This window comes from Polaromonas sp. P5_D5, assembly GCF_054049435.1.
On record NZ_JBFUMJ010000001.1, the window covers coordinates 510,023 to 531,536 of the forward strand.

The window sequence follows — 21,514 nt, forward strand, 5'->3', positions numbered from 1 at the left end:
GAAGACGTTTTACGCCAACAGGTCTTGCTGCGAGAATCGGGCAATGACTTCCCTCCAGACCTCCAGCAGTTCCTGGCTCAGCGCCGCCATCGCCCGCATTGAAGCCGACTACCTGCGCAGTGCCGACACCCACCTGATCCCGCTGCCGCTGCCGGCATTCGCCGCGCGCGGCATTGATTTTTACCTTAAAGACGAATCCACCCATCCCACCGGCAGCCTCAAGCACCGGCTGGCACGCTCATTGTTCTTGTACGCGTTGTGCAACGGGTTGATCCACGAGAACTCCACCGTCGTTGAAGCGTCCAGCGGCTCCACCGCAGTCAGCGAAGCCTACTTCGCGCGGCTGCTGGGCCTGCCCTTTGTCGCGGTCATGCCGCGCAGCACCTCGCCCGAGAAGGTGGCGCAGATTGAGTTCTATGGCGGGCGCTGCCACTGGGTGGAAAGCGCGGTGCAGGTGTACGACGAAGCGCGCAAAGTGGCGCTTGAAACCGGCGGCCACTACATGGACCAGTTCACCTATGCCGAGCGCGCCACCGACTGGCGCGGCAACAACAACATCGCCGAAAGCATGTTCAGCCAGATGGCCCGCGAGCGGCACCCAGTGCCGCGCTGGATTGTAGTGGGTGCCGGCACGGGCGGCACCAGCGCCACCATCGGGCGTTATGTGCGCTACCAGCGCCACGGCAGCCAGCTGTGCGTGGCTGACCCGATGGGGTCTGTTTTCAGCGCCTATCACCGCACCGGCGATGCCGGCCTCACCGGCGCAGGCTCGCGCATTGAAGGCATTGGCCGCCCGCGCGTGGAAGCCAGCTTTATCCGCACGGTGATAGACCGCATGGTGGAAGTGGCCGACGTGGACTCGCTGGCCGCCATGCAGGCCTTGTCGCAACTGCTGGGCCGCAGGGTCGGGCCTTCGACCGGCACCAACCTGGTGGGCATGCTTACGCTGGCGCATGAGATGCTGGCGCGCGGCGAACAGGGCTCTATCCTGTCGCTGCTGTGCGACTCCGGCGAGCGCTACCTGCCCACGTACTACAACGCCAACTGGGTCGCTGAAAAAATGGGCGACTGCACGGCAGCGAACGAGCAGATCAACCGCTTGATGCGGCCGGTGCGGGCCTGAAACCCGGAACCCGCATGCGCCAGCCACTTTTGCCCGCCGGTTTGCCAAGGCGCCAGCTGTTGCTGGGCGGCGCGGCGGGCCTGGCGAGCCTGGCTGGCCTGGAAGCCCACGCCCTGCCCGCCAAAACACTGGCGTTCCCGCGCGACCGCGGCGCCCACCCCGGCTTTCGCACCGAGTGGTGGTACATCACCGGCCAGGCCACGGCCGCGGATAGTCGCCTCTTCGGCTTTCAGCTGACCTTTTTCCGTTCACGCGTGGACGATACGCAGGGCATGTCGTCAAAATTCGCCGCAAGGCAGCTGGTTTTTGCGCATGCCGCCATCACCGATGTGCAGGGCAACAAACTCTGGCACGACCAGCGCATCGCACGGGAAGGTTTTGGCGTTGCAATGGCCAGCGAACAGGACATGGCCGTCAAACTGCGCGACTGGTCCCTGAAAGCCGAGGGCGCAAGGTACACCGCAGAGCTGCCGGCCAGCGACTTTGCGCTCAAGCTGCAGTTTGAAGAAACACAAGGCGTGCTGCTGCAAGGCAACAAGGGCCTGTCGCGCAAAGGGCCTGACGAAAAACAGGCTAGTTACTACTACAGCCAGCCGCAGCTTGCTGCGCGCGGCAGCCTGCAAGTCAAAGGAAAAAACTTTGCCGTTACCGGAACAGCCTGGCTGGACCACGAGTGGAGCGAAGAGATCCTGCATTCAGACGCCACGGGCTGGGACTGGATAGGCATGAACCTGCTGGACGGCAGCGCCCTCACCGCTTTCAGGCTGCGGGGCAAAGACGGCAACACGCTGTGGGATGGCGGCTCGTTCCGCTCAACCAAAGGAGGGCTGTACACCTTCAGCCGCGGCGAGGTGATTTTTAAACCCGTACGCCACTGGAAAAGCCCGCTGACGCAAGCGACTTATCCGGTCGAGTGGATCGTCCGCACGCCCGCCGACTTTTATACGGTCAGGGCCGTCATCGACAACCAGGAGCTGGACAGCCGCCAGTCGACAGGTGCGATTTATTGGGAAGGCTTGAGCGAGCTGATCGACAGCAACGGCAAGCGCGTGGGGATGGGGTACCTGGAGATGACGGGGTATGCGCAGCGCCTGAAGATGTAGCGCCCCAAGCCGCCGCCGGCCGCAGTTGCGACGCAGCGCCCAGAGGGATCAATAGTCGGCGCGGATCAGGCGCTGGGCACGAGGGCTCATGTTGCGGCGGATATTTGCCGTCAGCCATGGGTAGGGCTGGCCAGGCGCAGCGGCGACAGACGGTGCACCGGGCAGCAGAAATTGCGCAGCATCCATCACCTTGCGCAGCAAGGAAGACAACGAGGAAGAAGCCTGCAACGAACGACCACCGACAGAGGCGTTGGCGGAAGCGGGCTCAGTGAAAAATGCGGTGCGTGTCATGGAAGGTCCTTTCGAAGTGACGTGAGCGGCAACGATTGCCAAAACAGAGGTCATGACCAGAATATAGGGTTTACGAGTATAAAAGTAAAACGACTTATATTGCGTTTGAATGCAGAAAAATTGCATTTAGAGCACGGCCTCTAAGGCCGGACAAATGGGAGACACGCCATGGATATCAACCTCGCCCGCACCTTTCTCGAAATCGTGTCCTGCCACAGCTTTGTCCAGGCCGCAGAACGGCTGCATGTCACCCAGACCGCGGTCAGCGCTCGTGTGAAAACGCTGGAAGAACTGCTGGGACGCACGCTCTTCGTCAGGAACAAGGCCGGCGCATCGCTCACGCCCGCAGGCGAGCAGTTTGTACGGCACGCCATGACGCTGGTGCAAGTCTGGGAGCGCGCCCGCCATCAGATGGCCGTGCCACCCGGTCGCCGCGCGCTGGTGACCGTTGGCTGTGAAATCAGCCTCTGGCAACCGCTGATGCTCGACTGGCTGTTCTGGATGCGAAAAAACGCACCCGATCTGGCGCTTCGCACTGAGGTGGGCGTTGCAGAAGACCTGCTGGAACGCGTGGCCCACGGAACACTGGACATCGTCATTGCCTATGCACCGCGGCAGCGCCCCGGCCTCAGGATCGAACTGCTGATCGAAGAAAAACTGGTGCTGGTCACCACCTCGCCCAGGCTCGAGATGCCGCAGCCCGCCGACTACGTCTACGTGGACTGGGGGCGCGAATTCTCCGCACAGCACAGCTTGGCGTTCCCGGAGCTTTCCAGTGTCGGGGTCTCCTCCAGCTTGGGGCCGTTGGGACTGGAGTACCTGCTTGCGGTGGGCGGTGCCGGTTATTTCCGGCAAAACGTGGTGCGCAACCACATCAAGGAAGGCCGCCTGTTTCGCGTGCCAGGCAAGCCGGAGTTTTTGTACCCCGCTTATGCCGTCTACGCAGCCAACGCAGACATGAAAGTACTGGAACCCGCCCTGGCAGGCTTAAGGCAAGCCGCGGCGGGAAGCCAGGGCGGCAAGGTGCGCACTGCCAAGCCGGCAAAGGCTCCCGGCAAGGGCAAACAACCCTCATCGTGATACATCACAGCCCCAAGTCCCTCATCTTCATCACTTCATTCATCACTTCAATCAGGATGGCCCAATGCGCTGGATAGCCCTATTTGACGACACACCTGCCATGCTGGCGATCCGGCAGGAGCGTGAACCCCTTCATCTTGCCTACCTTCGGCAACACCAGGACGAAATCCTCATCGCAGGCGGTTTGCGTGCAACGCCCGGCGAAAGCTTTGTAGGAGGCCTCTGGGTCATGGAGGTTGCGTCCAGGGCGCGTGCCGCGGAGCTGGTCGAGAACGACCCCTACTACGTGCCGGCTCATCGCAGCTACCGGCTGCTGGCCTGGGGCAAGGCATTGGCTGACAGGCAGGTGATTTTGTAAGCAAACCCCAACATCGTCGCACCCATGTCACCGTTCAGCGATAGAAAGGGACCAAGAGCAAGGGGTGTTCCGTGACGCAAGCGCGGGAAAAGGCTGCGTGACTACACTCGACCCGTGCTGGTAAGCCTCTTGCCAGCCTTTTCCTCATGCAACCGGAACTGAAATGGACTTTTTTCTCCTGGTGACCTTTGTCGCCATCGGCACCTACCTCCTGAAAGCCAGGGAAGAACGCCAACGCATAGCGCTGCTGGGCAGCCATCTGGGCAATTACCAGATTGAAAAACTCATGGAAACGCTGGCTGACGGTTACCTGCGGGCACTCGGCGAAAAAGAGCCCGAGCGGCGCGAACAGGTCTGGCAACAATTGGCCAACTCTGAAGCGCAGCTGGCCGTGCAGTTCAGCAAATTTGCGACAGAGTTTGCCAGGGTGCCTGAACCCGAGGCCCGCGTCAGCCGGCTGCCCATCAGTTTTCCCTTTGCGACGCTGATCCTGCCGGCCATGAGCTTCGACATGCGCATTGCCCTGGCGATCCACGCCGCCGGTATTGCGCGCGTGGCCCAAAATACCGCCGGGCTCAGCCCCAAGGCCAAGGCCTTCACGATGTCGGCCGAACTCTTCCTGATGCAGCACACCTGCCACTGGTTTTGCAAATCAAAGGCCATCGCCTCGGCCCGCGTGCTGGTGCGGCACAAGACACCCCATGCGCAGCTGGTGGATTCGGTGTCGCCGGAGACGCGTGAGGCTTATAGCGTGCTGATCGGCGGCGGCAGATAAATAAGCGTGTGAGGTACTTTCACGCGCGACGCCTCACGGCCTTGCAACCATTGCTTTCACTTCCTCGCTGAGGCGAAGAACTTCCGGGCTTGTTGTCACCCCGACTGATATCGCGTCCAGGCCATCGACCATCGTGCATTTGAAAGTCGCATCCGCCTGTTTGTTGCATTCCATGACACCACGAGACTTGCCATCCACCTTGAAACGCGCAGGATGAAAGATGTAGGTGAGATCCGAGGGATCTTTTGAATAGACAGTGCGATCCAAAAGATCGTCCGGAAACTTCTTCTCGGTCATTTCCCTGATGAGATAGGCCATCCGGGCCCCAAGTTGCGGCATCGCCTGTTTGGTTTCCCTGTTGTGCGCGCCGTGCAGGCCAATCATGGTTTTCGCCAGAGGAGCGCCGTCGCTGTAGTAGCGGTGGACCCCTCCGAGAAAAACAAGGCCGCATGCGGACTCGCATTTTCCTGAGACTGCAGTGTCGAGGCCTGCATCCCGAATACGCCTTGCAAGTTCTTGCCCGTTCCAGAGATCGCCCCCGGGGCTGTTGTGCAGCAAAACGAGCTTCACTTGATTCGTGGCAAGCTGGTCCTTGAGCTGGGCAACGTCACCGCCAACAACCGGTCCGGACATGATCAGCGTTTCCCCAATGAGATTGAATTCCATGGCCAGGGCCGGCGTGACGGCGAGCTGGAACGCGACCAGGACGAGCCATCTTCTATGGTGAAACGGCATTTGTGGCGCCTTAAAGGTTTGCCAAGCCACTCAGCGACAGGCAAACACTATTCATCAAGGAAATCACCTCGGTAAAAGCTCCAGGCAGTTCCGTCGTGAAGATAGAAGTACCCATCAGCGCAGAAATCTTTACCGGGGAAAAATTCGCGATACGCCTTGGGGACGATCCGTGACAGCTGCGCGTCCGTGAGGTCGTCGAATTGCTCGGGCGTAATCGGTTGGCCGACTCTGAGTTTGGGAGATTCCATGGGTGAACGGGGTAGTTGGAGGCGTATGGATGATGAGCGTCATTGTGCGGTGAAATCCTGCCCTTGGCTCTGGCGCAGAAGGTGCGGAAACCTCGGAAGCAGAAAATCAACCCAAAGATCAAGGTCAGCCACCGCGTAATACGGCAGCCAGACATCGACATCCGGCTTCCAGGCGTCAGGATTCACTGTCTGAAGATCAGCGATTCTCTTGCGCCACATCTCGCCCTGATAGCCCGGAAGTTTTGCCCATTCGTGTACTGGATCCGATGCCGCGGGCTCTGGAATGCGTTTGGCCAGTTCCGCTGCGATGGAAAAGCCGAGCTCTATATCGGCTGCACTCTGAGTACGCAGCACGCGCGCATTTGGCCCACCGCAGAGTGACGATTCCGCAGACTCCTGATGAACCAGATTCAGTGTGAACGAACTTCCCGAGAGTTGGCCTCCCCAGGAATTGACCTGAAACCACAGGCACCAATAACCCGGCCCGGCAGGTCGAATAAATGCACAGGAGTAACCGGGCCGCCGCTTCCAGCCGTTCGCCGTAAACCATGGACTGAGCGCGCGCCTCAGCGCAGCGTGTACGACCTTGCTGGTTGCATAAATGGTCATCATGACGCCTGACGTTTGAGATAAGAAGGCCAGGCGGCTTCAGGAGAGCCATTGAATGGCCAGCATCACAAAGAGCAATAACCAGACCGTTGAGCTCAATACAGCTGTAAGCCAGTTTGTCCATTTAATGCTCCCTGGGTACATGCGGCCCAGAACGACAGGGCTTGACGCTGCATCGTAGAGCGACCAGCCACCTATGGCGGTAAAAACGGCCAGGGCCCACAGGCTTCCCTTTGATGCCGAACTGAAAGAAACCGCCGCAATGGTTGTGGCCAGGACGAACCAGACAACGCTGATCCAGAGGAATCCTCTGGCCATGTCACCTTTTTCCGCCGGTGCCATCGAAGGCTCGACTTTCTCTACAGCTGCGAGCAATTCCGGCAAGGGTTGCCTGGAACGCAGCGACGCAAGAAGCAATACGGCCTGGACACCAGACCACGCGAGAAAAATGAACAGGGCTTGAGTTGTTGATGGCATATGCGAAGAACTTAAGGTTTGTGTGCCCACCCGAAGCAAGGCTCAGGCCTGTGATGCGAGAAGACCGAGGTCACTAGAGAAAAAATTTCTAGCGCGTTAAAGCTCATCGTCTTCCCATACCGCTGGGTCATCGGCCCATTCCAGCAGTAACCCGGCCCTCGATGCGAGCATGGGGGCGAGTTCTTCCATGTTCTCTCCCGTACCAATGACAAACGTTGGATGCCGCTCCCCACGCGCCATGCATCGAGCCGCGTCCTGCCAGAGAGAAGCGATGGCATGTACCGCCTCCCGTGGAGTTCCAGCCTTGCTTGAGGAAACATAGTCGTTCGGCATATCGCCAGAGATAGCCCACCAGCCCACCGAACCAGGGCTCTCAAGGCTTTCGACGGTCCAAACTGAGACATAGGGGGCAAGGTGCCACGCAGGCTCAACGCCGATCCGGCCATGCACCAAGCCTTCTCGCTGCAAGTATTCGGATACTTCAGCACGGCGCTCTGCACACCACTGGGCTTCAACTTCGGGGTTGTCGTAATCGGGCATTGTTAAGGCCTAACATTTGGGCTGAGTGGACTGTAGCAGCAGGCCGCGCGGAACCGGAACTAACAGCACGGTGTCACGTGGCCTGCTGTTGCGGTCCGCTCAGATGATGGGTTACTCCCGGCGAGATACCCTAAGGTTGCAGGAACGCTTGCTCCCAGCTGGAACCAATGCGGGAATAGGTCGTGCGCGCATGCAGGCGGCTCTCTTTGAACTCCAGAAATTCAATGTGCTCGGCCCGGAGCCTGAATCCACCCCAGTTCGCGGGGCGAGGGATTGGCTTGCCATCGTACGCAGCTACGGCGCGTCCGTATTGATCCGAAAGCGACTCGAGGCTTGCGAGCGGGCGGCTCTGCTGAAATGTCGCTGTGGCAATTTGGGCATCCCGCAGACGGCCAGCCCAATGTACTTCGGCCTCCTGTTCCGGTATTACCGTACAAACGCCTTTGATGCGTACTTGCGTGGCGATATGCTCCCACCACAGCGTAATGCCGGTCTTGGGGTTGCGAACGATGTCCAGGGCCTTGCCTGAGTCAAGGTGCGTGCAGAAGACGAAACCCGTCTCTTCCGCTTCCTTCAGATCGACGAACCGCGAACTGGGGTATCCATCCGCATCGATGGTGGAGACACACACTGCGTTCCTGTGTTTGGACGACCCGCGATTCCTGGCGTCGAGCCATATGGTTTTGAAGAGCTCAATGGGACGGTGCATATTTCTCCCGAAACCTAAAGTTTGACCTAAGCGACCGTCGTACGGTGGCCCGCTTGAAGGGAGGGCTGAGCCCGGCGGTAACTACTTGACCACTTCCCAGCCGATTTTGGTCCATTGCAGCATCAACGGTGATAAGGGTCGACTTGATTTTCGGGCAATATCTGCCGCAAATGTACGCAATGCCTCAACGCCGACGGAAGTAGATCCATCGCCATATAGCAGGATATCGGGTGCAGGCACCATGACCACCAGCTTGCCGTTGAGCTTAGTGCTGAGGTCTTGCCAGTCATCATGAAAGAGAATCCGACTTGAGGCGTAGTCTTCGCCAGCTATATGACCGAACGAGTTCGCGGTGGGCATTGGAGTAACTTCGGTGAATGGCTTGGAATTCGACCGAAGATTTTGTTCGCCGAGCTTGAACAGCTCATCCTCGGTAAGGGATAGCTTTGATATGTCCTTGTCGTTCACAAAACGTACGGATCGCGTGAAGTCAAGCACCGGGATCGCTACCAGGCCTGGCGCAACTGGCCTGGAATAGACGGATCCTGAACTTCCAGCTATCTGCTTACGAATCTGCTCGACGTATGCCGCAGGACGAACGGCGAGCCGGACCATGCTCCGTGCAATGGGGCGATTGCGCTCCTTGACCGACTCGGCCATTCCCTTTGCGTATTGATCGAGGGCAACACTGCAGTCCTGCAAGTTGCGAGCGCAAAAAGAATACACCCGATCCAAGTTCAATTGGCCAGTCGATTCGCCATCCGAGCGCTTGCCCTCCAGCGTCAATTTACCGGCGGGCTTAACGTCGTATCCGGGCAGTTCCTTGTTGACGCGTTCTGCCGCCACTTTTGTGAAGGAGTCTTCGTCAGCGGGAATGCCCTGTGCAAAACTGACCTGGCAAGCCAAGGTGATCACAAGAAGTAACCAACGCATGAATTTCTCCCTTGATATGTATTGAAGTCTAACGTCGGCATTGCCCGGCGGGCAGTCCATGTCGTGCAGCAGCCTTCTGCTGCTTGTCCGAAACGGACAACATGTTAAGGCACATCACCTGCACACAACACACACAGCGCAGCTCTGTGCTGTGATCCGAATGGGCCGACCTGTTAGTCCTCGATTTGAGAGCGAGTGAAATGTCCGTGTAGTTCACCTGAACTCTGAAATATGTTCTCGAAGCCAACCAGACGGCGCGTAAATACTCCACCTAAAGCCGGTCTGTTCACAGCGATGCCTAAGCTCCGCCTCTTCTTCCTCTGTCATCCATGAGGGCCGCTCCGGAAAAACGCGAAGCTTCGGGAACTTGGATAAGACCTCTTCAGATGACGGTGCATCCAAGATGAGCCATACGCCGCCTTGACCGTAGTCATAGCATGCGAGATAAGAATTGTCAGGCTGTTGCGGCATCGAGTGCTAACGTTTGGCTTAACCGGAGCGCCGTAGGCGGGTCCGCTTGAAGGAAGGGTTAGGCCTCCATGGGCTGAAGTGCTTAGCCCCCAATTCTTGCCTCCAGTTCCGCGATGTGCGATTCCCAGCGATTGCTCTTGCCTTCCGACCACAGCTGCTTCAACTCTGAAACTTTCGGATCGCGTACTTTATTGAGCACTTGCCTTGCCAAAGACGATAACGCGACCAACTCGGTCTTCGGCTGACGTTCAAGCCAGGCACGAAGCTCATGTGGAAGACCTGGGTTTGATTTCCCTTTTGCCGCGGCGACAACTTCTGCCGCAGCGACTGCCATTGCGCCCTCTGGCGCCTCAAGATATCGCGCCTTGAGCGCCGCAGTGAGGGTTGTTGAAACCAACTTGGTTCCGATACCTTGAGTACATTGGCCAATCCAGTCGAGAGCATCGTCGTTCTCGAAACTCCCCTCTCCCCACGCGCCGGCCAATGCTGACAACGGAAGGATCAGGGCGACGAGCAGTGTGGTGATTCGATGCATTTGAAGATGCCTAACATTAGAGGTAATCGGCGCACAGTAGGCGGGCGACGTCCGCCGATAGAACGTCCGCATCAATCGACATGATAGATCTCGACACCCGCGTGTGCCCACAGCATCTCAACAACGTAGGATGTGGCAACCACCTGTTTCTGGAGGATTGCCATCGCTCCAACCGGCTTCCCTCGCACATCGAGATTGTCGGAAATTTCTACGGAAATGCAGAAACGGGCTGCATCGCCCATCAACAACTTCTGCAAAGGTACGACGGCAGACCAGGGGAAGTCTCCTGCACGAAAGGCAAGTGAGCGAATACCGTTGCCGTAGTAGTCTTGATTGTGGAACCAGACATCAGAGCGCTCCCACGGGCCAACAAGGGGCACCAGGACGCCTTCGATTGCATCCTGCAAGTCGCCGTCGACGTGTCCGTGGTCATCGCCCTGCCCGTCGAAGAACTCGGAGGAGCCCTTCAGCCGTTGAACTTCGGCCCAGTACTCGCCCTCAGACGACACCATTCGAATATTTATAGCCATATTATCGACAACCAAGGTTTGACTGAGTGGTAGCTCCAGGCAGGCAAAGCCTACTTGCCGATGCCGGTCCGATGGAAGGGTCAGGCGCCTGGCTCATGGTAGGAACCACCAGTTGACTGGCCCGTTCTAATGTTTACCGAGAACTTGTGCCAGGTGTCATCGAAGCACCACGCCTCACCTTGAACGTCTTCTCCGGCCATCTGCAGGTTTCGAAACCCGTCCCACGATACGCGACGCGTGCGCCAGAGCACTGCGTTGTTCCGGTAGGCGGTGAAGTCCGTGCCGCTTCCAACAATCAGGGCGCCTGACTCATGCGTTTCCACGAACTCAATATCGCTGTCGTACTCGGCGAGCAGTTGACCCGAGCGTTCGTTGACAACGTAGCCTTGCCCTCCAGCGATGACTAAAACGGCTTCGTCGTCAAGGTCCTCAACGGCACAATAGAACCGTGTTCCTCCGGGCTGGAAGTTACCGACCCAAACGCTCGCATTGGGTGGATTGAACTCCACGACATAACCTTCCCGGAACATTCCTTGGCCTGTCGCGCTGAACTGTTTGGGCAGTGGGCCTTCACCAGGAAGGCCCGGAAGAATTCGTGATCGCATAGGTGATTTCTCCGAGCGCCTAACGCCTATTACTGCGAAAGCGCACACGAAGACTCACTGCCGGCCCTTAGTGAGCCCTTCGAATCGCAATAGCCCCTCAATCAGCGCGTCATCTTCCAGGTAAAACAACTCCGGACAGGGTTGCTCCGGACGCGCTGCGTTCACGAAGAGCTGGCCGAGGCGCAAGTCCGGATGCTCCTTCCAGATGCGACGAAGCGTTGAAAGGACGGTCTCAATGCGCGCGGGATCTCTCATGTACTTCCTAACTTAAAGATGAGCGGGCAATCAACACTTGCAGCGAAGCCGCCTCCTGCTGTTGTGGGTCCGTGCCGAACAAGCTGTTAACTGTTGTGCTGCGCATCTACCTCTTTTTCAGCCTCTCGAGGAGCTCCGCAGCCGCCTGCTGAGATTCTATTTTGATCGCCCTACGCTTCTTGAAGTCAAAACCGCGACGAAACCTGCGCATCGCCCCTTTTGTACGGGACAAAAAAACGTTCCATGCAAGTGGCAATGCGCGCCACGCCTTGTGGCCATCCAGCGGTGCAACGGGAATCAGGTTGATGGCCCCTATGACGATGTTGGCGTCTATGAAGACGAACAGGATCGGTGCGAGAAATTGCTCCAAAGCGGGGGATAGAAACCTCAGTGAGTACTTCGCAATGACCGCAATTGCAAGTATGCAAAGTTGCGCAAGAACACCGCCCCAAGCGATAAAGAGGTCGTTGCGCTCGTAGTATGGCTCTTCGTGCTCACATTGGCCGTGTAGTGCGTACAGCCGTATCGCATACACCTTCACTCGCTGCGAGCGGGCCACTATGGCGTGACCAAGCTCGTGAGCGAGGAGAAGCACCAGATAAGCCACGAGTGTGACGACGGCCCAAACGAGACTCCCGTGTGCCCACCAGTACCAAGGCACCCAAAGTAGAACGGTCCAGTGGAAGTAGAACTGAATTCGTCTCCACTTGCCGAACTTCCAGAATACTGATTGCATGGGTTGTAACGCTTAACGTTTGACTTAAGCAGACCGCCGTAGGCGGGTCGGCTTGAAGGAAGGCTCAGGCGTCAGTTCGCACGCCCCGGAAAGAAGAAGCGGATGACCAGCATTGCCAGTCCCGCAAGCAGCATATAGCGACCAACTCCCTTTTGAGCATCAGAGGAGTCGTCCTGGTTGATGTCTTGAAGCGTGCTGGGCGCTTCAGGTAGATAACGGACCGTCATGGCGGATGGGACAGAGTTGTTGCGCAAGGCACGGCCAAGCTCCGCAGCAACGCCTACTTCAGTCCGAATTTCGCGACCGTCTTCCGTCGTGAAGCGAACATGGGCTGTGTACAGGCTGTCAGCATGAGTATTCTTCTTCTCCTTCCACTCCAGCTTGGTTACCTCGGCTTTGGTCGTCTTGCCGTGGTCGCGCAATGCCGCAAACTTGGTGGCGTTCTTGTGGCCGGCATACATGAGAAAGACGCCAAAAACAACAACACAGACAGCGACAGTTCGGCTAAAAAGGATTCGAAACATAGGTGGTTCCCTGGGGCTAACGTTTGACATCACCGGCGTCCAACCGACGCAGTCTGTTGGACATCCGGTTGACGGGAGGGTTAGGCGTCACTTTTGAAAATACTCAAGGCACATCATGCGGATTGTATTTGCCGGCGACAAGAAAATAGAGAGCTACGGGCAAGCAGGCAATCCCGATCACCACTCCGGTTACGCCGAACAAAGAGGTAACCAGGCTCATGGCGATCAGGCCAAGGCCTACGGCGAAGATTGCGACGGCCAGGACAACCCTGATCAACAGCGGCATAGGCCGCCAGTGGGATTCTTCGGCTTCATCCTGAGCTTCGGTTGACGGGCGCAGAAGGACTGAGCTGACGTATCCGGCAACAACGGCACCGACTGCCATCTTGACGAATGGCCACAAGGAGATGCCGGCTCTCAGATCGGTCTTGACGGTGGCGACGACATAGATCAACCAGAAGGCCCAGCACGCACCGACGAGTAGAAGTTTTTGCATGGCCGGTGACGCCTAACGTTTGAGATGACCGGCACTTCCCAGCTTGCCGGAGCAACTTCGGTTTATGAAAGAGTCAGGACGTGACAAAGCCACAGCACTTCTGGTCAACTCGCTGCCACCTTACGGCCAAACCAGAAACCAAGAACGCCCAACGCCACCGCGATCCAGCCGATGGTGTAGCCGCCGCTGTTGCCCTCGACAAGCCTGGCCTTGAACGCGGCTGTATCGCGGTACGCGATCACCTGGCGGCTTGGGGTGCTCAGGCTGAACACCGACTTTTCGTCCTTCGGATCGAACCTGACTGTCACGGTTTCACCACCCAGCCCGTCCAGCGAACGCTCAGAGTTCGGCTCGCCCACGCGCACAGTCTCGATGCCTGCGGAGGTTTGTATGTCCAGCTCCGCGTAACGGCTCGCAAGTACACCTTTTTTTGTCTTGCGCTCAACAACGCGGGCGCTCAGGGCTTTGCCGGTGGCAGTGCTCAATTCAGCCTCAGAAGGGACCTTGTGGCGCGACGGGCGCTTGCGGTCCTCCGCATACTCGGCACCGAGCCATACCAGGCCCCCAATGAACAGCACAAGTGAAATCTTTGTCAGGCTCAAAACCAATTCCCCCCAATATTTGAAGTACATCAGTGACGAACGCACGGGGTCCTTATCCAGTGCTCGCCGCTTGTCTCGCATGAATGCGAGGATCCCCATCCCAGGCGGGCCTCCGGTCGTGAGACCTGCGGCTTCATCAGTTCACCTGGGGAGGCAAATCACGGCGATTATCACCATGAGAATCGACCTCGCCAAGAACGCTTTGGAACCTATGGCGTGGATGCGACAGACAAGCACAGGCGTGCGCACGAGTCCGGTCGTCAGATAGGCCCCCTTCCCGCTCGAAATGCTATTGATTTAATAGCTGTTTGCGCCCGTCCACATTGGTCTGCAGCCAGTTTTCATGCATAAAAAGAGGTCAAAACCGCTCTTTGGAGGCCACTACAGGGTCTTTTGCGAGGTATGGCAGCGCCAGAATCAACTGTTTTTGGGTATTTTCATATACGAAACAGGCCCCAAGACCAATGCGGATGAGCGCAAGCAGCTACTGATTTGATAGCAAAACAAGGGGCGCGCAAAAAAGCGCCGTCTTCGTTTCAGCCCTATGCAGAGGCAGGCCTCAGTGCGCGCATGCCGCAGCGTCGGCGCTGCCCCCTGCCCCACCTGCGGCAAAGAGAACTCCAGGAAGCAACGAAAGGTCAGGGACCACGCTCACCGTTCACTTGCGGCCGTACTCTTGCGACAGCGCCAGGGCAACCCGGCCAATAAGCTCGATAGGAAGCTCCTCCTTCAGCGGGAAGGACAAATTGCCCTTTTCGCCACGGTATGGCGCAAGTTCCTGCATGAGGCGTGCGTCTTGCGTGACAGGTGGATAGACGCCAATGTGCTTCTTGAATGCAGCGAAGTAGAAGAACACCCGCCCGCGCTTGAACGCGGGCATGTTGTAGCTTATGCAGCGCGAGGCACCAGGCACCAACGCCTCAACTTTTTCCTGAATGGATTGGAGCTGAAGGCGCGACTCGGCGGGCACGCTCGCGAAGTACTCTTCATGTGAAGCGAAAGCCATGGCGTAATTCGTGCTGTCTAACGTTTGAGATGTGAGGCGTGACCCGGCTTGCCGGGACGCGTCCTCTCAATTAAAAGGCTGGGCACCACTGCAAGTCAAGTGCGTTAGCTACCAGCGCGCTCAGGCCTTGCGTCAGTGACAAGTCGCAAGATTGACATGAGGGCTTCTTCCGCCAGTGTTCCGTGTTGCTTTCCGTTGTACTCAACATCCAGCAGGCTCGCAGGCCGATACTTGCCAGAGAGGTAGGCGTGAATACGTTGAACGCGTTGGGTGTTTTCGGGCGTCCCAGGCTTCAGGTTATCGGGGGCTATGTGCATTGCGACGAGCGACAGGAACTCCTCGTCAGTGAGTTCCGCAAAGCTCTTGCCGAAATATGCCTGTGCGGCGGCCGCATAGCCATGAACAGGCTGGCCATTCTTGCTGCCCAGATAGCAGATATTCAGGAACAATTGCATTTGATCGTTCTTGGAAACCAGCGAATCCAGGGCGTACTGCGCAATCAGCGTCTGGCGAACTTTAGCGATACCTTGCTTGAACCCGTCCGGGAAGTAAATGAGCTTGACCAGACCTTGCGTGATGGTCGTCATTCCTGCGCCGGGAGTTTGAAGATCGACGCCGTGATGCCGGGTGAACGCCGGGTCTTCGACTGCCAACAACATGGCTTGCCTGTCCTTCGACAAGTCTGTGGGTTTCAGCCGGGCTCCAAAGCGCTTCCAGGTTTCGGAAATCAGAGACGGTGTTGCAACTCTGGCAGCCCTCACTTCGTTGGCGTAATAGCCGGCTGCGAGAACCAGGGCAAGTGCACTTGCACCTGAGAGCCCCAGGATCGTGCGAATGACTGCTTGACCGATCTTCATGTTGTGGCTGATCTCGGAAAGTGATGTGCGAGGGAATTCGTGACGCCTAACGCGACGTTGACTGGCGACCCGGCAAAGTTGGGAACGAAGGGGGCGAACGCCGCTGGACGTCCGTTTCGAACGACAGGTTATGTCGCAACAGCCTCAAAGAATGCTCTCCGGCCGATCCGCGTATCGGCTCATGAATAGACGGAATGTCGGAGCCATCTGTTCCCCACCCTCGTCCGAGGCTGTGACGCGGTACACCGGGGCGAGTTGATTCCGGTCGCTCGTCAGTCGGACTGCGTAAAGCCAACTGTTCATAAGATGATCAGCGAACACGAAGCAGTCGGGATACGCGAAGCGATCCGGATAGATGACACCGCCTGAATCATCCAGTTCGTCTTTCACGGGCCTGATCTCCGCCAACGGCCAAAAGCGGAAGTACACATCATCCATCTCATGGCCAGTTCCGTTTTCAGCAACGAAATAGGCTCGGACATCCTCAGGCAAAGCTACTTCGTACCGGCGCTCAAATTCCGCAATCGCTTCCTCAGTTGCGCCAGCGCTTACGCCCACTCCAGCGTCGCGCCATTGCTTGTGCACGCGCTGCCAGAGATTGCCGACGTCAGGAGGCGGTGGCGTTCGCGACATAACGTAAAGATGACCGGACCATCAACAATTGCGGCGAAGCCGCATCCTGTCGTTGTGGGTGCGCGTCGATGGATATGTTAGACGGCATCTCCCGTGTCCTTGCCGTCTTCAGACGGCGCGCTCCGCGATTCGGTTGAGCCTCGGCCACTTCGGCCAATATCGAACGGCAACAATGTCGCTGGCGCGAAAGCCATAGCGCGTCGTCTGCTTCCCCGCTTGAATCTGAGGCGCACCGGAGGTCGAAGTAGCTGTGAACTCATAAAACACGACGTACACCACGCTTCCATCGTCATTCTTCTCTACTGAACTTACCACTGCACCTTTCGTTCTGCGGCCCCAGCGCTCGAGCACATACGACGCGGCAGCGCGAAGGCACAACGACCCGATCACCGCTAGCCCAATTGCGATGCCTCCGAGGAACTGCCATGTGCTATCGAAGCCCATGCTGATGCCTTCTAGCGTTTGACATGAGAGGCGGGGTGCGAAGCGGACTCTGAAGTGTCCGCCTGACGGAAGAGTCAGGCCTCATTTCGGCTGCCCTTCCTCTTTAGCAATGACCTTGGCGACGAGAGGAAGAACCAGCATTCGCGCCCTGTGATCGAGGATTCGGGGAAGGCGGGAGAGGTCCACCCCGTCACTCTCCAGCCAGCGGGCCAAGGTTAGAAGATACAGGTCTGACACAGAAAACTCTTCTCCCAGAACCCACGGTCCACGCAGATACTCATCTTCAATAAGCGAGAAGGCGTCACCCACAGATTGAGGAACCTTCCTTCGCATCGCGTCCCACGCTTCAGGTTCGTCTGCCCATCTGTGGCCGCGCATTCGGTGGGCGTGGGCGACATGAACCGTGGAGCACAAATAGCTGTTGAAAGCGTTCATCTCCGCAAGTCGAAACGTGTCACCAAGCGGAGCCAGATGCGCGTCCGGGTACGTCTGGGCGATGAACATGAGCATGGCCGGTGTTTCCGTCAGGACCCCGCGCCCCGTCACAAGCGCTGGAACCCGGCCCTTCGGATTGACCTTCAGGTAGTCTGCCGCCCGTTGTTCATTCTTCGAGAAGTCGATCCGGACCAGTTCGTACTCTGCATTTGCATGGGCCAGCGCCAGATGCGTTGCCAGCGCACAAGTATTGGGGGTGTAGTAAAGCGTGAGCATGTGACCTCAATTCTGAACTGACGATGCAAGGAAGTGCTTCAAGTGACGCCTAACGTTGAAGTTGACCGGTTTCAGCCAACAACTCGATTGCCCCCGTGTGCCCTTGGCTTGCCGCCGCCGTCAACCACCGGAGAGCCTCGGTTGTGTTCTCCGGGAACTGCAGAAGATGCTGGCCGAGTTTCCACTGGGATGAATCCAGCCCCGCCTCTGCACATTCACGGAGAAGGCGGACGGCAGCCAAGACGTCCTGACTTGTGCCCATGCCGTGATAGGTGAAGCTCGCAACCCAGTGCTTTGCCTCCAGCAGGCCGCCGGCGGCAGCTTTCTTGTACCAGACCAGCGCTTCGACCGGGTTCCTGGGCGAGCTCTCGTCCGCCAAGTGACCAAGATAGAACTCGGCCTCGTGGTCCCCATCTCCGGCGAGTTCGTGCAGCCGTTCCCGCGCCTCTTCGGGCGCCAGATCGTAATAAATGTCCTCGGCGGCCGTCACGTGATGCCTAACGTAGAGGGTGACCGGACCGCAACATTTGCGGCGGAGCCACCTTGCAGTTGTGGATCCGCGTTGACCGACCAGTTAGACCGCATTGGGATCTCCCAGCGTTTGATACATGACATGAGTTAGCTCAAACTGGTTGCAGCCACGCGACGCAATGCCGCCCTCGTCATCTGGGCGTTCGAGCTCCCACCCCTCTTCTACGTCGGACCAGTACAGCAGCTTATCGCCAAAGGCAGCGACGGCAACGACATACTCACCCGGTGAATCCGCGACCGACAGCTCACGCGGAGCTATGCATGCCTTCTCTAAAGCTGCCCGATGCTCCGGATGCAACCCGCGAAGGCCGTCTTCCAAAAGGTCGGCGACTTCAGCGATGGTGGCAGAGCGAAACATTGAGGTGCGGTCTAACGGTTGACTTAACCGGACCGCCGCAGGCGGGTCCGCTTGAAGGAAGGGCTTGGCATCATTTCGCACGGCCTGAAAAGAAGAAGCGGATGACCAACATGGCCAGTCCCCCAAGCAACATATAGCGACCAACGCCCTTCTGGGCATCAGAGGAGTCGTCCTGGTTGATGTCTTGAAGCGTGCTGGGTGCTTCAGGTAGATAGCGAACCGTCATGGTGGATGGGACAGAGTTGCTGCGCAAGGCACGGCCAAGCTCCGCAGCAACGCCGACTTCAGTCCGAATTTCGCGACCATCCTCCGTAGTGAAGCGAACATGCGCTGTGTAAAGGCTGTCAGCATGGGTATTCTTCTTCTCCTTCCACTCCAGCCTGGTTACCTCGGCCTTGGTCGTCTTGCCGTGATCGCGCAATGCCGAAAACTTGGTGGCGTTCTTGTGACCGGCATACATAAAAAAGATGCCAAACACAACAAGACAGATCGCGACGACTCGGCTACCTAAGATTCGAAACATCGGTGGCTCCTTAGGCCTAACGTAAAAATGATCGGACCACCAACAAATGCGGCGGAACCACATCCTGCTGTTGTGGCTCCGCGCCGGTTGATATGTTATGTGGCGTAGCGTATCGCGACTTCATATGCGATTCAAACAAGAATGTAGCCACGACGACGCCGAAAGACAAGATGCCGGCTTGCCGGGGTACGTCTGGTTGATTGAGGGGTTAGACGCCATTGCTAAACGACTCGACTGCTGTCCGGTACGCTGCCAGTGGCTCCGAAGCACCTGCTATGGCGCGGCCGATGACGATGTGAGTGGCGCCTGCCCTGGCCGCCGCAGCAGGAGTGGAGATGCGCACCTGGTCTGTGGCTGCCGGCTGGGAAAGCTGAATGCCGGGGCAGACGATGAGTACCCCGGCAGGCAAGGAATCACACAAGTAGGCGGCCTCCTGGGCGGAGGCCACGATACCGTGGCAGCCTGACTTGCAAGCCAGCGAAGCGAGGCGGAAAACCTGGTCTTTGACTGATGATGCAAGACCGATCTCTGGGAGCTCGGCGTCAGAAAGGCTTGTGATGACCGTAAGGCCAAGAACTTTTAGATTGGAGTATGGCTCGGCAGCACTGGCAGCCGCTCGCAGAACGGCCGAACCCGCCGACGCATGGACCGTGACCATTGAAACCCCAAGCTTGCCAGCGGCTTTGACGGCACTGGCTACGGAGTTGGGTATCTCGTGAAGCTTGAGATCGAGGAAGACCTGTTTGCCTGCCGACACCAGCTCTCGAACTACCTGCGGTCCAGCCTCTGTGAGCAGCTGAAGGCCGACCTTGTAGTGATCGGCTTCGGGACCGAGCCGATTGACCAATGCCAACGCCTCAGCCGAGGATTCGAAGTCGAGCGCGACGATGACTGGTGATGGCATATGTGAAATGGAGTCTAACGGTGGAGGCCAGACGCGGCCGCAGATCGTCGCCACTGGGTCGATTTGTTAGCTGTCTTGCTCTTCATCGGGATCGCACCTTGAAGTTTTCGTCAATGTGGACGACCGAATCAGACGAGCCACGGTTCGAACAGTCAAAGCCTTGCAATCTGAGTATCGGAAAGCTGTTGAGGCGAACGTTGACGTCCTTGTGCCTCTTGCCCGCGTGGCGTGAATGAATGGCAGTTTTCGTCAAGTAATTATTGCTGACCCTGTAGTAAGACCCATCGTTATAGTTCTCGTCAAGAGTCTCTTCGCCGACGAATTCAAGGTCTTTGAGACTCGCGTTGTATCGAAACTGCATGGTGTAACTCGACGCGCGAGCGGCGTCCGCATACTCAACTGCCTGGACAAACACAGAATTCTTTTTTATATCGATGTTATAGAACTTGCTCACGCGACAAAACTCGTCAGACGCGGAAAGGACTCCGTAGCTACCATCCGGATTTCCCTTGAGAATGAAAAGGCGCTCCTCGCGCTGCGGATTTCCACCTCTCTGCCCAGTGGCCACCAAAGCCAGATCAGCGATTCCGTCACCGTCCAGATCGCCTTCGGCGCTTGTCCAAATGAAATCCAGATGCGGAAAAGCGGCCGAGATTACGGAAATGGCCTTCCGTCCCGTTGGCGTGTATTCAGCAGATACAGGCAGGGCTGAAGTGCAGAGAAGCGCAAAGATCAGCAGGAGCCTGGTGGCGACCATGAGTGGTACCTAACGTTTGTCTTGATGGAAGGGTTAGGCCGCATTCTCAGCGAAGCTCCTTGCGAACCACCAACTTGAGTCCCGACCAGACTTCCGTGACGGCGCAGACCTTGATATCTACGAAGCCAAGTGGCAGCGCCAACTCGCGGATAGTGTCTTCTGTGATGGTGGTCGGTACCTTGGCTGATTTTTTCGGCCAGGAGACCCACAGGGCTGCGTCGGGTTTCAGCTTCTTGCGCAAGACACTCAGAGTCTTTGCCAGTTCTTCTCGCTGCGTGACAAAGGCGTGAGCGATATCTACCTTTGAATCGGGCTGGCTCACAAACTGCACGGCTGGTGGAAGTGGGGCCAACAGACTTTCGTACTCCTCAGGTGCTGCGATGAGCAGCACTCGATGCGCCTCTTTGATGCCAAGCTTCCTGGAAAGCGGCGTTCCAGAGTATCCAGCGGTGTTTGAGGTTGCCATGCGTCTTAACGTGGGACATGAGAGGCGGCACAAGGGTGAAGCCCCTGTGCCGCTCTCTCGATGGAAGGGTTAGTCGCCTGTTTCATCTGCGAGGCTTGGTTTTTTTCCCTTGCGGCGTGGTGGCTCTCGGCCCACAAAGTGGGCAAGTACGATGAGCCCCAGACCGAGCAAGATGAAGAATGGAGGTCCAAGGAACAATAACAACACGGCGCCAACCAGGACAAGAAGGGAGAAGCCTGGCGCGTTTTCGGCGCGTGTGGCCTGAACGGCACCCTGCGTGCCGCCTAAAACCGCAACCCACATTGCCCAGGCCGCCACAAACGAGAGCAGCCCTGCCAGGAGCAGAACCCTACGCCATGCTTTGGATGTACTCGGCGCGCCAAACGCTACGGCGGCACCGAGCATCCAGGCGCCAACAGGCGCCGCAGCACCTGGCAGGAGTGATCCGAAGGACACCCAACCGAGCAAAGCAACGAGGGCTCCGCCTAAGAGTGCAGGGCCCAGGCGACCGGCAATGGTAAAACTAGGCATGCTTTTTTTGGGATGTCATCTGTGCTGAGGGGCCAGGGAGTTTGCTGCGGCCTAACGT

Annotated in this window: 31 protein-coding genes; 5 read left to right on the plus strand and 26 right to left on the minus strand. The window is 57.8% G+C overall.

What is annotated here, in order from left to right; genetic code table 11:
- The first annotated feature begins 43 nt into the window (after positions 1–43).
- Positions 44–1,123: a PLP-dependent cysteine synthase family protein gene (locus tag ACXJKE_RS02475; RefSeq protein WP_457278987.1), complete on the plus strand. Its 1,080-nt coding sequence runs from the start codon at positions 44–46 to the stop codon at positions 1,121–1,123.
- 14 nt (positions 1,124–1,137) lie between these two features.
- Positions 1,138–2,226 (plus strand): lipocalin-like domain-containing protein, encoded by a 1,089-nt coding sequence (locus ACXJKE_RS02480; protein WP_457278988.1) that lies wholly within the window; start codon positions 1,138–1,140, stop codon positions 2,224–2,226.
- A 48-nt stretch (positions 2,227–2,274) separates the two neighbouring features.
- Here ACXJKE_RS02480 and ACXJKE_RS02485 read toward each other — a convergent pair whose 3' ends face one another.
- Positions 2,275–2,517, minus strand: coding sequence for a hypothetical protein (locus tag ACXJKE_RS02485; protein WP_457278989.1), 243 nt, complete (start codon positions 2,515–2,517; stop codon positions 2,275–2,277).
- A 168-nt stretch (positions 2,518–2,685) separates the two neighbouring features.
- Here ACXJKE_RS02485 and ACXJKE_RS02490 point away from each other — a divergent pair, with 168 nt between their 5' ends.
- The 3 genes from ACXJKE_RS02490 to ACXJKE_RS02500 all read left to right on the plus strand — a co-directional run bounded on the left by ACXJKE_RS02490 (position 2,686) and on the right by ACXJKE_RS02500 (position 4,730).
- Positions 2,686–3,597, plus strand: coding sequence for a LysR family transcriptional regulator (locus tag ACXJKE_RS02490; RefSeq protein ID WP_457278990.1), 912 nt, complete (start codon positions 2,686–2,688; stop codon positions 3,595–3,597).
- Positions 3,598–3,661: 64 nt separating this feature from the next.
- Entirely contained in the window at positions 3,662–3,955 is a 294-nt protein-coding gene (locus ACXJKE_RS02495; RefSeq protein WP_457278991.1) for a YciI family protein, read from the plus strand.
- A 163-nt stretch (positions 3,956–4,118) separates the two neighbouring features.
- A complete protein-coding gene (locus tag ACXJKE_RS02500; RefSeq protein WP_457278992.1) occupies positions 4,119–4,730 on the plus strand; it encodes a hypothetical protein in 612 nt (203 codons plus the stop codon).
- A 33-nt stretch (positions 4,731–4,763) separates the two neighbouring features.
- On the opposite strand, the gene ACXJKE_RS02505 is transcribed toward ACXJKE_RS02500, so the two are convergent.
- The 25 genes from ACXJKE_RS02505 to ACXJKE_RS02625 all read right to left on the minus strand — a co-directional run bounded on the left by ACXJKE_RS02505 (position 4,764) and on the right by ACXJKE_RS02625 (position 20,925).
- On the minus strand, positions 4,764–5,465 hold the full coding sequence (locus ACXJKE_RS02505) for a hypothetical protein (RefSeq protein WP_457278993.1): 702 nt from the start codon (positions 5,463–5,465) through the stop codon (positions 4,764–4,766).
- 47 nt (positions 5,466–5,512) lie between these two features.
- The gene (locus ACXJKE_RS02510) at positions 5,513–5,713 is read right to left on the minus strand and encodes a hypothetical protein (protein ID WP_457278994.1); all 201 of its coding nucleotides are present in this window, start codon (positions 5,711–5,713) and stop codon (positions 5,513–5,515) included.
- A gap of 39 nt (positions 5,714–5,752) precedes the next feature.
- A complete protein-coding gene (locus tag ACXJKE_RS02515) occupies positions 5,753–6,325 on the minus strand; it encodes a hypothetical protein (protein ID WP_457278995.1) in 573 nt (190 codons plus the stop codon).
- Between the two features lie 36 nt (positions 6,326–6,361).
- Positions 6,362–6,799, minus strand: a complete 438-nt coding sequence (locus ACXJKE_RS02520; protein ID WP_457278996.1) for a hypothetical protein — start codon at positions 6,797–6,799, stop codon at positions 6,362–6,364.
- Positions 6,800–6,895: 96 nt separating this feature from the next.
- Positions 6,896–7,339 (minus strand): DUF4826 family protein, encoded by a 444-nt coding sequence (locus ACXJKE_RS02525; RefSeq protein ID WP_457278997.1) that lies wholly within the window; start codon positions 7,337–7,339, stop codon positions 6,896–6,898.
- A gap of 130 nt (positions 7,340–7,469) precedes the next feature.
- On the minus strand, positions 7,470–8,048 hold the full coding sequence (locus tag ACXJKE_RS02530; protein WP_457278998.1) for a pyridoxine/pyridoxamine 5'-phosphate oxidase: 579 nt from the start codon (positions 8,046–8,048) through the stop codon (positions 7,470–7,472).
- 81 nt (positions 8,049–8,129) lie between these two features.
- Positions 8,130–8,981 (minus strand): DUF1444 family protein, encoded by an 852-nt coding sequence (locus ACXJKE_RS02535; protein ID WP_457278999.1) that lies wholly within the window; start codon positions 8,979–8,981, stop codon positions 8,130–8,132.
- 553 nt (positions 8,982–9,534) lie between these two features.
- Positions 9,535–9,987 (minus strand): DUF4259 domain-containing protein, encoded by a 453-nt coding sequence (locus ACXJKE_RS02540; protein WP_457279000.1) that lies wholly within the window; start codon positions 9,985–9,987, stop codon positions 9,535–9,537.
- 71 nt (positions 9,988–10,058) lie between these two features.
- Positions 10,059–10,517, minus strand: a complete 459-nt coding sequence (locus ACXJKE_RS02545) for a hypothetical protein (protein ID WP_457279001.1) — start codon at positions 10,515–10,517, stop codon at positions 10,059–10,061.
- 80 nt (positions 10,518–10,597) lie between these two features.
- Positions 10,598–11,122 (minus strand): hypothetical protein, encoded by a 525-nt coding sequence (locus ACXJKE_RS02550; protein ID WP_457279002.1) that lies wholly within the window; start codon positions 11,120–11,122, stop codon positions 10,598–10,600.
- Positions 11,123–11,176: 54 nt separating this feature from the next.
- Positions 11,177–11,377: a hypothetical protein gene (locus tag ACXJKE_RS02555; protein ID WP_457279003.1), complete on the minus strand. Its 201-nt coding sequence runs from the start codon at positions 11,375–11,377 to the stop codon at positions 11,177–11,179.
- 106 nt (positions 11,378–11,483) lie between these two features.
- Complete coding sequence (locus ACXJKE_RS02560; protein ID WP_457279004.1) at positions 11,484–12,113, minus strand: hypothetical protein; 630 nt, start codon at positions 12,111–12,113, stop codon at positions 11,484–11,486.
- 71 nt (positions 12,114–12,184) lie between these two features.
- A complete protein-coding gene (locus tag ACXJKE_RS02565; protein ID WP_457279005.1) occupies positions 12,185–12,637 on the minus strand; it encodes a hypothetical protein in 453 nt (150 codons plus the stop codon).
- A 103-nt stretch (positions 12,638–12,740) separates the two neighbouring features.
- Positions 12,741–13,133, minus strand: coding sequence for a hypothetical protein (locus ACXJKE_RS02570; RefSeq protein ID WP_457279006.1), 393 nt, complete (start codon positions 13,131–13,133; stop codon positions 12,741–12,743).
- 104 nt (positions 13,134–13,237) lie between these two features.
- Positions 13,238–13,780, minus strand: coding sequence for a hypothetical protein (locus ACXJKE_RS02575; RefSeq protein WP_457279007.1), 543 nt, complete (start codon positions 13,778–13,780; stop codon positions 13,238–13,240).
- 613 nt (positions 13,781–14,393) lie between these two features.
- Complete coding sequence (locus tag ACXJKE_RS02580; protein WP_457279008.1) at positions 14,394–14,741, minus strand: iron chaperone; 348 nt, start codon at positions 14,739–14,741, stop codon at positions 14,394–14,396.
- A gap of 104 nt (positions 14,742–14,845) precedes the next feature.
- Positions 14,846–15,598 (minus strand): transglycosylase domain-containing protein, encoded by a 753-nt coding sequence (locus ACXJKE_RS02585; protein WP_457279009.1) that lies wholly within the window; start codon positions 15,596–15,598, stop codon positions 14,846–14,848.
- A 144-nt stretch (positions 15,599–15,742) separates the two neighbouring features.
- On the minus strand, positions 15,743–16,231 hold the full coding sequence (locus tag ACXJKE_RS02590) for an SMI1/KNR4 family protein (RefSeq protein ID WP_457279010.1): 489 nt from the start codon (positions 16,229–16,231) through the stop codon (positions 15,743–15,745).
- A 525-nt stretch (positions 16,232–16,756) separates the two neighbouring features.
- On the minus strand, positions 16,757–17,386 hold the full coding sequence (locus tag ACXJKE_RS02595) for a glutathione S-transferase family protein (RefSeq protein ID WP_457279011.1): 630 nt from the start codon (positions 17,384–17,386) through the stop codon (positions 16,757–16,759).
- 49 nt (positions 17,387–17,435) lie between these two features.
- Positions 17,436–17,876, minus strand: a complete 441-nt coding sequence (locus tag ACXJKE_RS02600) for a tetratricopeptide repeat protein (RefSeq protein ID WP_457279012.1) — start codon at positions 17,874–17,876, stop codon at positions 17,436–17,438.
- Positions 17,877–17,960: 84 nt separating this feature from the next.
- The gene (locus ACXJKE_RS02605; protein WP_457279013.1) at positions 17,961–18,275 is read right to left on the minus strand and encodes a hypothetical protein; all 315 of its coding nucleotides are present in this window, start codon (positions 18,273–18,275) and stop codon (positions 17,961–17,963) included.
- A gap of 70 nt (positions 18,276–18,345) precedes the next feature.
- Positions 18,346–18,798 carry a DUF3592 domain-containing protein gene (locus ACXJKE_RS02610; RefSeq protein ID WP_457279014.1) on the minus strand — a complete coding sequence of 151 codons (453 nt, stop codon included), beginning with the start codon at positions 18,796–18,798 and terminating at the stop codon, positions 18,346–18,348.
- Positions 18,799–19,006: 208 nt separating this feature from the next.
- The gene (gene pyrF / locus ACXJKE_RS02615) at positions 19,007–19,702 is read right to left on the minus strand and encodes an orotidine-5'-phosphate decarboxylase (protein ID WP_457279015.1); all 696 of its coding nucleotides are present in this window, start codon (positions 19,700–19,702) and stop codon (positions 19,007–19,009) included.
- Positions 19,703–19,784: 82 nt separating this feature from the next.
- Positions 19,785–20,459: a hypothetical protein gene (locus tag ACXJKE_RS02620; RefSeq protein WP_457279016.1), complete on the minus strand. Its 675-nt coding sequence runs from the start codon at positions 20,457–20,459 to the stop codon at positions 19,785–19,787.
- Between the two features lie 46 nt (positions 20,460–20,505).
- Positions 20,506–20,925 (minus strand): DUF3052 domain-containing protein, encoded by a 420-nt coding sequence (locus ACXJKE_RS02625; RefSeq protein WP_457279017.1) that lies wholly within the window; start codon positions 20,923–20,925, stop codon positions 20,506–20,508.
- Positions 20,926–21,514 lie beyond the last annotated feature (589 nt).

Excerpts from the sequence above, each read along its gene's own strand:
- ACXJKE_RS02475 (WP_457278987.1), top strand. The coding sequence starts at position 44 with ATGACTTCCCTCCAGACCTCCAGCAGTTCCTGGCTCAGCGCCGCCATC.
- ACXJKE_RS02480 (WP_457278988.1), top strand. The coding sequence starts at position 1,138 with ATGCGCCAGCCACTTTTGCCCGCCGGTTTGCCAAGGCGCCAGCTGTTG.
- ACXJKE_RS02485 (WP_457278989.1), bottom strand. The coding sequence starts at position 2,517 with ATGACACGCACCGCATTTTTCACTGAGCCCGCTTCCGCCAACGCCTCT.
- ACXJKE_RS02490 (WP_457278990.1), top strand. The coding sequence starts at position 2,686 with ATGGATATCAACCTCGCCCGCACCTTTCTCGAAATCGTGTCCTGCCAC.
- ACXJKE_RS02495 (WP_457278991.1), top strand. The coding sequence starts at position 3,662 with ATGCGCTGGATAGCCCTATTTGACGACACACCTGCCATGCTGGCGATC.
- ACXJKE_RS02500 (WP_457278992.1), top strand. The coding sequence starts at position 4,119 with ATGGACTTTTTTCTCCTGGTGACCTTTGTCGCCATCGGCACCTACCTC.
- ACXJKE_RS02505 (WP_457278993.1), bottom strand. The coding sequence starts at position 5,465 with ATGCCGTTTCACCATAGAAGATGGCTCGTCCTGGTCGCGTTCCAGCTC.
- ACXJKE_RS02510 (WP_457278994.1), bottom strand. The coding sequence starts at position 5,713 with ATGGAATCTCCCAAACTCAGAGTCGGCCAACCGATTACGCCCGAGCAA.
- ACXJKE_RS02515 (WP_457278995.1), bottom strand. The coding sequence starts at position 6,325 with ATGATGACCATTTATGCAACCAGCAAGGTCGTACACGCTGCGCTGAGG.
- ACXJKE_RS02520 (WP_457278996.1), bottom strand. The coding sequence starts at position 6,799 with ATGCCATCAACAACTCAAGCCCTGTTCATTTTTCTCGCGTGGTCTGGT.
- ACXJKE_RS02525 (WP_457278997.1), bottom strand. The coding sequence starts at position 7,339 with ATGCCCGATTACGACAACCCCGAAGTTGAAGCCCAGTGGTGTGCAGAG.
- ACXJKE_RS02530 (WP_457278998.1), bottom strand. The coding sequence starts at position 8,048 with ATGCACCGTCCCATTGAGCTCTTCAAAACCATATGGCTCGACGCCAGG.
- ACXJKE_RS02535 (WP_457278999.1), bottom strand. The coding sequence starts at position 8,981 with ATGCGTTGGTTACTTCTTGTGATCACCTTGGCTTGCCAGGTCAGTTTT.
- ACXJKE_RS02540 (WP_457279000.1), bottom strand. The coding sequence starts at position 9,987 with ATGCATCGAATCACCACACTGCTCGTCGCCCTGATCCTTCCGTTGTCA.
- ACXJKE_RS02545 (WP_457279001.1), bottom strand. The coding sequence starts at position 10,517 with ATGGCTATAAATATTCGAATGGTGTCGTCTGAGGGCGAGTACTGGGCC.
- ACXJKE_RS02550 (WP_457279002.1), bottom strand. The coding sequence starts at position 11,122 with ATGCGATCACGAATTCTTCCGGGCCTTCCTGGTGAAGGCCCACTGCCC.
- ACXJKE_RS02555 (WP_457279003.1), bottom strand. The coding sequence starts at position 11,377 with ATGAGAGATCCCGCGCGCATTGAGACCGTCCTTTCAACGCTTCGTCGC.
- ACXJKE_RS02560 (WP_457279004.1), bottom strand. The coding sequence starts at position 12,113 with ATGCAATCAGTATTCTGGAAGTTCGGCAAGTGGAGACGAATTCAGTTC.
- ACXJKE_RS02565 (WP_457279005.1), bottom strand. The coding sequence starts at position 12,637 with ATGTTTCGAATCCTTTTTAGCCGAACTGTCGCTGTCTGTGTTGTTGTT.
- ACXJKE_RS02570 (WP_457279006.1), bottom strand. The coding sequence starts at position 13,133 with ATGCAAAAACTTCTACTCGTCGGTGCGTGCTGGGCCTTCTGGTTGATC.
- ACXJKE_RS02580 (WP_457279008.1), bottom strand. The coding sequence starts at position 14,741 with ATGGCTTTCGCTTCACATGAAGAGTACTTCGCGAGCGTGCCCGCCGAG.
- ACXJKE_RS02585 (WP_457279009.1), bottom strand. The coding sequence starts at position 15,598 with ATGAAGATCGGTCAAGCAGTCATTCGCACGATCCTGGGGCTCTCAGGT.
- ACXJKE_RS02590 (WP_457279010.1), bottom strand. The coding sequence starts at position 16,231 with ATGTCGCGAACGCCACCGCCTCCTGACGTCGGCAATCTCTGGCAGCGC.
- ACXJKE_RS02595 (WP_457279011.1), bottom strand. The coding sequence starts at position 17,386 with ATGCTCACGCTTTACTACACCCCCAATACTTGTGCGCTGGCAACGCAT.
- ACXJKE_RS02605 (WP_457279013.1), bottom strand. The coding sequence starts at position 18,275 with ATGTTTCGCTCTGCCACCATCGCTGAAGTCGCCGACCTTTTGGAAGAC.
- ACXJKE_RS02610 (WP_457279014.1), bottom strand. The coding sequence starts at position 18,798 with ATGTTTCGAATCTTAGGTAGCCGAGTCGTCGCGATCTGTCTTGTTGTG.
- pyrF (WP_457279015.1), bottom strand. The coding sequence starts at position 19,702 with ATGCCATCACCAGTCATCGTCGCGCTCGACTTCGAATCCTCGGCTGAG.
- ACXJKE_RS02620 (WP_457279016.1), bottom strand. The coding sequence starts at position 20,459 with ATGGTCGCCACCAGGCTCCTGCTGATCTTTGCGCTTCTCTGCACTTCA.
- ACXJKE_RS02625 (WP_457279017.1), bottom strand. The coding sequence starts at position 20,925 with ATGGCAACCTCAAACACCGCTGGATACTCTGGAACGCCGCTTTCCAGG.